We start from the raw sequence: 6,090 nt of genomic DNA on the forward strand, positions 1-6,090 counted from the left end.
GCGCGCGAGTGGCCCGGTGCGGATCTGTTCGATCAGCATCACCCGGTCGCGCACCGGATCGTATGGCAGCACGACGCTCGCATCGCCCGAGACGAAGGCCGCCCGGTCGAGCTTGGCGCTCATCCCGCCCGCGAACAGCCGATGTTCCAGCTTATAATCCTCGACCGCGAAAAACTTCGCATAAGCAGTCTGTTGCGCGTCGATCTTGATGTCGCCTTCGTGCAGGTCCCGGCGCAAATTCTGCGCCATCGGGGTCGCGCGCGCGCGCAAGGTAGACGCCGCGCGCACGAGGATCGCGTGATAGCGCGCATTGGCGGCGTCGGGCCCCACGGCCTGCGCCTCGGCGATGAAGAGCCGCGCAGCCTCGGTCTTCAGCGCGGCCCATTTCGGCGCCCAGTCTCCGAGGGTCCACGCGTCGCCCACGTCCCAGCGCCCCGCTTTCGGCAGCCAAAGCTTCGCCTCGCGCGGCCCCGATCCGGTCTCGAGATCGCGGATCTCGGCATCGTAGCCATCCTCGTACCACGCGATGCGCTCCGCCTCGGTCTCGGTCAGGTCGGCGACGACGCCGCGCGTCACCGCGTCAGGTGTCGCGATCAGGATCGGAAAGCCCAGGCCCTGCCCCTCGCGACAGGCCTCATGCGGGGCGAAGCCCTCCAGCCGCGCCGGAACGAGCTGCGGCACACGACCGATGACCGCCTCCAGCAGAGGCGGATGACACAACGTGCCGTAAAAGAAATGTGGTTGCATGACCGTCCCCGCAGCTTGGCACATCATGCGCCACAACCTGCAAGGCAGGCGCGCGATGTCAAGCGGAGGGTGTGGTGGGTTTCGTGCTCAGCGCCCGTAGCGGCGATGCGCGAGTTCCGATAGAAGCCCGGCGCCCATCGCGCCCAAGCCCAGCGTGATGACCGGCATTACCCCAAGCGAGGCCAACCCGATCGCGGTGCCCTGCCCGATGACGTCGGTCACGGCGGAGAGCACATCGTCATAGCGCATGCGCAGCGCCAGTTTCAGCATCTGCATCACGCCGAGGAAGGCGAAGGTCCACAGCAGGACGTAAAGCCCGCCGCGCAGCCCGTCATTGATCGCATCGACCCAGCGGCGCCCGACGGAAACCCCGACCACGCGCCAGCCGAACAGCAGCCCGAACGAGCCCATGATCAGCCACAATTCCTTCGCCCCGTCGGTTCCGGCGGGAATCGCGGGCATGATCTGCTGCGCGGCGAAGAACCCGGTCGCCCCAAGCGCCAGCGCCGCGAAAAGTTTCGCGATCGTAGGGATTTGCGCCTGAGAGTTGCGCACGGCAATTCGGTGCATCATGTCGGGCCTCCATCTCGAAACCAAGGAACGGTTTGAGGGTGATCCCCTCTGGTTAACGGGCGATTACGGCGAAACTATGAAAAGTTTACGCTGCGTAATTTGCTATGAAAAAGACCCGGACCATCGCTGGCCGGGCCTTTCGCGTCTATCGCAATGCGGCGCTGCGCGCCTTAGCCGATCCGGTAGTTCGGGCTCTCGCGGGTGATCGCGACGTCGTGGACGTGGCTTTCCTTGAGGCCCGCGCCGGTGATGCGGACGAAATTGCAGTTCGTGCGCATCTCGGCGACCGTGGCGGAGCCGGTATAGCCCATCGCCGCGCGCAGACCGCCCACGAGCTGGTGGATCACCGCGCCTGCGGGGCCTTTGTAGGGCACCTGCCCCTCGATGCCTTCCGGCACGAGCTTGTCGTTCGCCGCATCCTTCTGGAAGTAGCGATCCGCCGAGCCGCGCGCCATTGCGCCGAGCGAGCCCATGCCGCGATAGGATTTGAACGAGCGGCCCTGATAGAGGATCACCTCGCCGGGGCTCTCATCGGTGCCCGCGATCATCGAGCCGACCATGGCGCAGCTTGCGCCCGCCGCGATGGCTTTCGCGAAATCGCCCGAGAACTTGATGCCGCCATCGGCGATGATCGGCACATCGCCCGCCGCGCTTACGCAATCCATGATCGCGGTCAGCTGCGGCACGCCCACGCCCGCGACCATCCGCGTCGTGCAGATCGAACCCGGGCCGATGCCGCATTTCACCGCGTCGGCGCCCACGTCGATCAGCGCCTTGGTGGCGTCGGCGGTGGCCACGTTGCCCGCGATCACCTGAACCTCGCTCGACAGTTGCTTGATGCGTTTCACCGCGTCGATCACGCCCTGGCTGTGACCATGCGCCGTGTCGACCACCACGATATCGCAGCCCGCGTCGATCAGCGCCTCGGAGCGCTCGAAGCCCGCATCGCCCACGGAGGTCGCAGCGGCCACGCGCAGGCGGCCCAGATCGTCCTTGCAGGCAGTCGGGTTGAGAACGGCCTGCTCGGTATCGCGCAGCGTCAGGAGGCCCGTCAGCTTGCCTTCGTCATCGGTCACCAGCAGCTTCTCGATCCGGCGCTCGCGCATCATCGCGATGGCTTGGGCGCGGTCGGCGGGCTCTTGCAGGATCGCGAGACGGTCGGTGGTCATCATCACCGAGACCGGGGTTTCGTCCTTCTGGGCAAACCGCATATCGCGGTTGGTCACAATCCCCACGACGCGGCGGTTTTCATCGACGACGGGGAAGCCGGAGAAGCCGTAGCGCTCGGTCAGCGCCTTCGCGTCTGCGAGCGTCTGATCGGGGCGCAGCGTGATCGGGTTGTAGACGATGCCGCTCTCGAAACGCTTCACGCGGCGGACCTCGTCGGCCTGCTGCTCGACGGTGAGGTTCTTGTGGATCACGCCCACGCCGCCCGCCTGCGCCATCGCGATCGCCATGCGCGCCTCGGTGACGGTGTCCATCGCGGAGGACAGAAGCGGGATGTTGAGCCGGATTTTCTTCGTCACCTGGGTCGAGACATCTGCGGTTGCCGGAAGCACCGAAGAGGCTGCGGGAAGAAGAAGAACGTCGTCGAAGGTGAGCGCCTCGCGAATCTGCATGGGGGGTCTCCAGTGTCCAGATGCGTTTGGCAGTTTGCTGTTTCACGCAATGGACGCGAAGGCAACCCCTCGCGGACGCGGTGCGCAGCGGGTGTGCGCGAACGAGGGGTATGGCGCCATCGTGTCAGCCTCCTACGGTGGCGCGGGGCGACCAGCCCCGGGCCGCGCCCGACCCTCCCCACGGGAGGGCGCATTGGCGCTATCATCGCGGGAACGACCGACTTACGGGCTTGCGGGATAAACCGCCCAGCACGTGCGGAGCAAAGCGCCCACTCGAGGCTCGGGCGCCGCCCTCCGCGCTCAGGCAATCGCGGCGTTGGTCTTCATCGCAAGCTGCCCCTTCGCCCAGAGCTGCAACACTTTCAGCGCAATCGGCACCACGATCAGCGTCGCCGCCGTCAGCATCAGTGCGCCGGGTAGCGCCCAGACCCCGCCAAGCGCGAGCCAGCACCCTGCCGTCGCAGCCGCCGGGAATGTGAATGCCCCCCAGAGCGGCGAGAAGCCCCCTGCGAGCAGCCAGCGTATCGACGCGACCAGCGCCAGAAGAAAGGCCGCCGCGAGGATCGCCATCGCCTGCGCGATCCCCATCGCGCCGAACGCGCTCGCCACGGTGCCGATCAGCGCGGCCGGCGCGAGGTGAATGGCCAGCAGTGGACGCAGCGGTGCGGGCACGCGCTCCCGGGAGAATTGCTGCAGCGAGATCATCCAGATCACGACCGCCGACAGCATCGCGACCCAGAACATCACCAGCGCCACCGTATCGAGCCCGAGGATCACCCCAGCCACTGCGCCGACGATCCAGCCCGAGAAGGTCAGCTGCCATGTCGGATTGACGCGCCGCTGCTCGGCCGGGCCGGTTACGAGCGTGTAGATCACCGCCGCGATCAGCCCCAGATGCACGACCACACCCAGCCAGAAGATGACGGTGCCGAGCCCGCCATAGGGCGCAAGCGAAGCCGCGATCAGATAGATCGTCAGCGTTCCCGCGGCGAGCCCCGCACGGCCCGGCAGCACGCGCAGATCCTCGAACACCACGCCCGGACGCCGCACGACCTTCGCGCCATAGGCTATCAGCGTAAACAGCGCGAGCAGGGTCACCGCGCCCAGAAACAGCTCCGCCAGATCGGGCGGCAGCGCGAATTGCCCGACGCCGCGCCGCCACGCGATCCCGAGGCCCATCAGCCCCAGCACGGGCGGGAACATCGCGGGCGGGGTGCGGCGAAACAGGCCCTTGGGCGTCATCTTGGGCGGGGCGAAGGACATGTGCTTACCTCGGGCAATCGGCAAATCATTTCGGTCGCGCAGAAGCTTGCAATATTTCGCGCGCGGCGAAAAGCTGTCCGAGGTGAGACAGGGTGTCAGGAGGCAAGATGGCGGGACATGGATATGAATCGGGGCGGCTGAACCTGCCCTTCGTGGGAATTTCCACTTTCGGCAAGCGCGCTTACGTGGCCGATTGGGATGCGATCGAGGCGGATGTGGCGGTTATGGGCGCGCCCTTCGATTTCGGCACCCAGTTCCGCCCCGGCGCACGGTTCGGGCCGCGGGCGGTGCGCGAGGCCTCGACCCTGTTCTCCTTCGGCCATGCCGGGGCTTACGATCACGAGGACGACGCGACCTATCTCGGGCCGGAGGTCACCATCGTCGATATCGGCGATGCCGACATCGTCCATACCGACACGGTGAAGAGCCACGCCAATATCGAGACCGGCGTGCGGGCGATGCTGAAGGCGGGCGCGCTGCCGGTGGTGATCGGCGGCGATCATTCGATCAATATCCCCTGCATCCGCGCCTTCGCTGAAGACTGCGCCGAGAAGGGCCCGATCCATATCCTGCAGATCGACGCTCATCTCGATTTCGTGGACGAGCGTCACGGCGTGACCGAAGGCCACGGCAACCCGATGCGCCGCGCCGCCGAGAAGGGGTACGTCTCGGGGATCACCGCACTCGGCATTCGCAACGTCTCCTCGACCTCGAAGGAGGGCTATGACGCCGCCCGCGCGATGGGCGACGATTTCCTGAGTGTGCGGCAGGTGCGCAAGCTGGGGGCCGAGGGCGTGCTGGCCCGCATCCCCGACGGCGCGCGGATCTATGTCACGATCGATATCGACGGGTTCGACCCCTCGATCGCGCCCGGCACCGGCACGCCGAGCCATGGCGGGTTTCTCTATTACGAGGTGCTGGAGGTCCTGCAGGGCGTGGCGAAGCGGCACGAGGTCGTGGGCATCGATCTGGTCGAGGTCGCCCCCGATTACGACCCCACCGGTTCCACCCCAATCCTTGCCGCGCAAGTGCTGCTGAATTTCCTCGGCTTCATCTTTCATGCACGACAGTCCGGCGGTGCGCCTGCGGCGGGCTAAGGAGCCTCCGGCGGGGATATTTTCCTCAAGGAGAAGGGTCAACGGGGCAGCACCCACAGGGTCGCCCCGAGGCTTTGAGGCTGCGCGCCGGTGCCCAGTTTGAAGCGCATCCGCCCTGCCCCGTCCTCGCTATCCACGGCGCCCAGATCGAGCTGTCGGATCCCGCGCGCCTTCAGCCGCAGCGCCGCGTGCCAGAGCATCAGGTTATGCGCCCCCGACGCGCGCCCCTCCGGCCCGGTCCAGCCGATATGATAGCTCGCCCCGTCGCCATGGAGCAGGAAGATGCCGCCCGCGAGGCGCTGTCCCTTGGAATCCTCGATGCGCAGCGCGAGGAACTTATCAGGACTGTGATCCGCCCAAGCGCGGGTGAAGCCGGGCGGCAGGGCACGGTAGCCACGCGCCCGTTGCTGGGCCGCATCGGCGGCGAGAAGCCAGTCGATCTCGGGCTCTAACCTCACCCGCAGCCCCGCGCGCTCCGCCGCCACCAAGCGATTGCGCCATTTACCGGCCAGCCCGGCGCGCAGCGCCTCCGTCTCGGGCTGCAAGGACCAAAGCGCGTGGTGGCGGGAGGTGATCAGCGGGACCAGCCCGATCCCGGCCAGCGGCGCGTCCGGCGTCGCGAGGACGATCCCGCATCGACGCGCGATCCGGCGCAGCACCGCGATCTGACTGTCGCGATCAAGGCCAGGGGCGAAGACCGGTCCGCGCGACAAGAGCCAAACGCCGCCGCGCCCGATCATCTGGGCCAATGCGATCCGCCTGCCCTCATGTGTGATCTCGAGCCGCAGGTC

At 67.0% G+C, this 6,090-nt stretch carries 6 protein-coding genes; 1 reads left to right on the forward strand and 5 read right to left on the reverse strand.

Going from position 1 to position 6,090, the window contains the following annotated elements; all coding sequences use genetic code 11:
- The 4 genes from B3D39_RS03220 to B3D39_RS03235 all read right to left on the reverse strand — a co-directional run.
- The coding region (locus B3D39_RS03220; RefSeq protein ID WP_274963839.1) for a gamma-glutamylcyclotransferase at positions 1-747 on the reverse strand (747 nt) is incomplete at its 3' end.
- Between the two features lie 87 nt (positions 748-834).
- Positions 835-1,320, reverse strand: a complete 486-nt coding sequence (locus B3D39_RS03225) for a TrgA family protein (protein WP_274963840.1) — start codon at positions 1,318-1,320, stop codon at positions 835-837.
- A gap of 170 nt (positions 1,321-1,490) precedes the next feature.
- Positions 1,491-2,939 carry an IMP dehydrogenase gene (gene guaB, locus B3D39_RS03230; protein ID WP_274963841.1) on the reverse strand — a complete coding sequence of 483 codons (1,449 nt, stop codon included), beginning with the start codon at positions 2,937-2,939 and terminating at the stop codon, positions 1,491-1,493.
- A 300-nt stretch (positions 2,940-3,239) separates the two neighbouring features.
- Complete coding sequence (locus tag B3D39_RS03235; protein ID WP_274963842.1) at positions 3,240-4,202, reverse strand: tellurium resistance protein; 963 nt, start codon at positions 4,200-4,202, stop codon at positions 3,240-3,242.
- A 107-nt stretch (positions 4,203-4,309) separates the two neighbouring features.
- Here B3D39_RS03235 and speB point away from each other — a divergent pair, with 107 nt between their 5' ends.
- A complete protein-coding gene (speB, locus tag B3D39_RS03240; RefSeq protein ID WP_274963843.1) occupies positions 4,310-5,299 on the forward strand; it encodes an agmatinase in 990 nt (329 codons plus the stop codon).
- Positions 5,300-5,337: 38 nt separating this feature from the next.
- On the opposite strand, the gene B3D39_RS03245 is transcribed toward speB, so the two are convergent.
- The coding region (locus B3D39_RS03245; RefSeq protein ID WP_274963844.1) for a GNAT family N-acetyltransferase at positions 5,338-6,090 on the reverse strand (753 nt) is incomplete at its 5' end.

The organism is Thioclava sp. UBA3469 (genome assembly GCF_002378135.1).
Classification (GTDB): Bacteria; Pseudomonadota; Alphaproteobacteria; order Rhodobacterales; family Rhodobacteraceae; genus Thioclava; species Thioclava sediminum.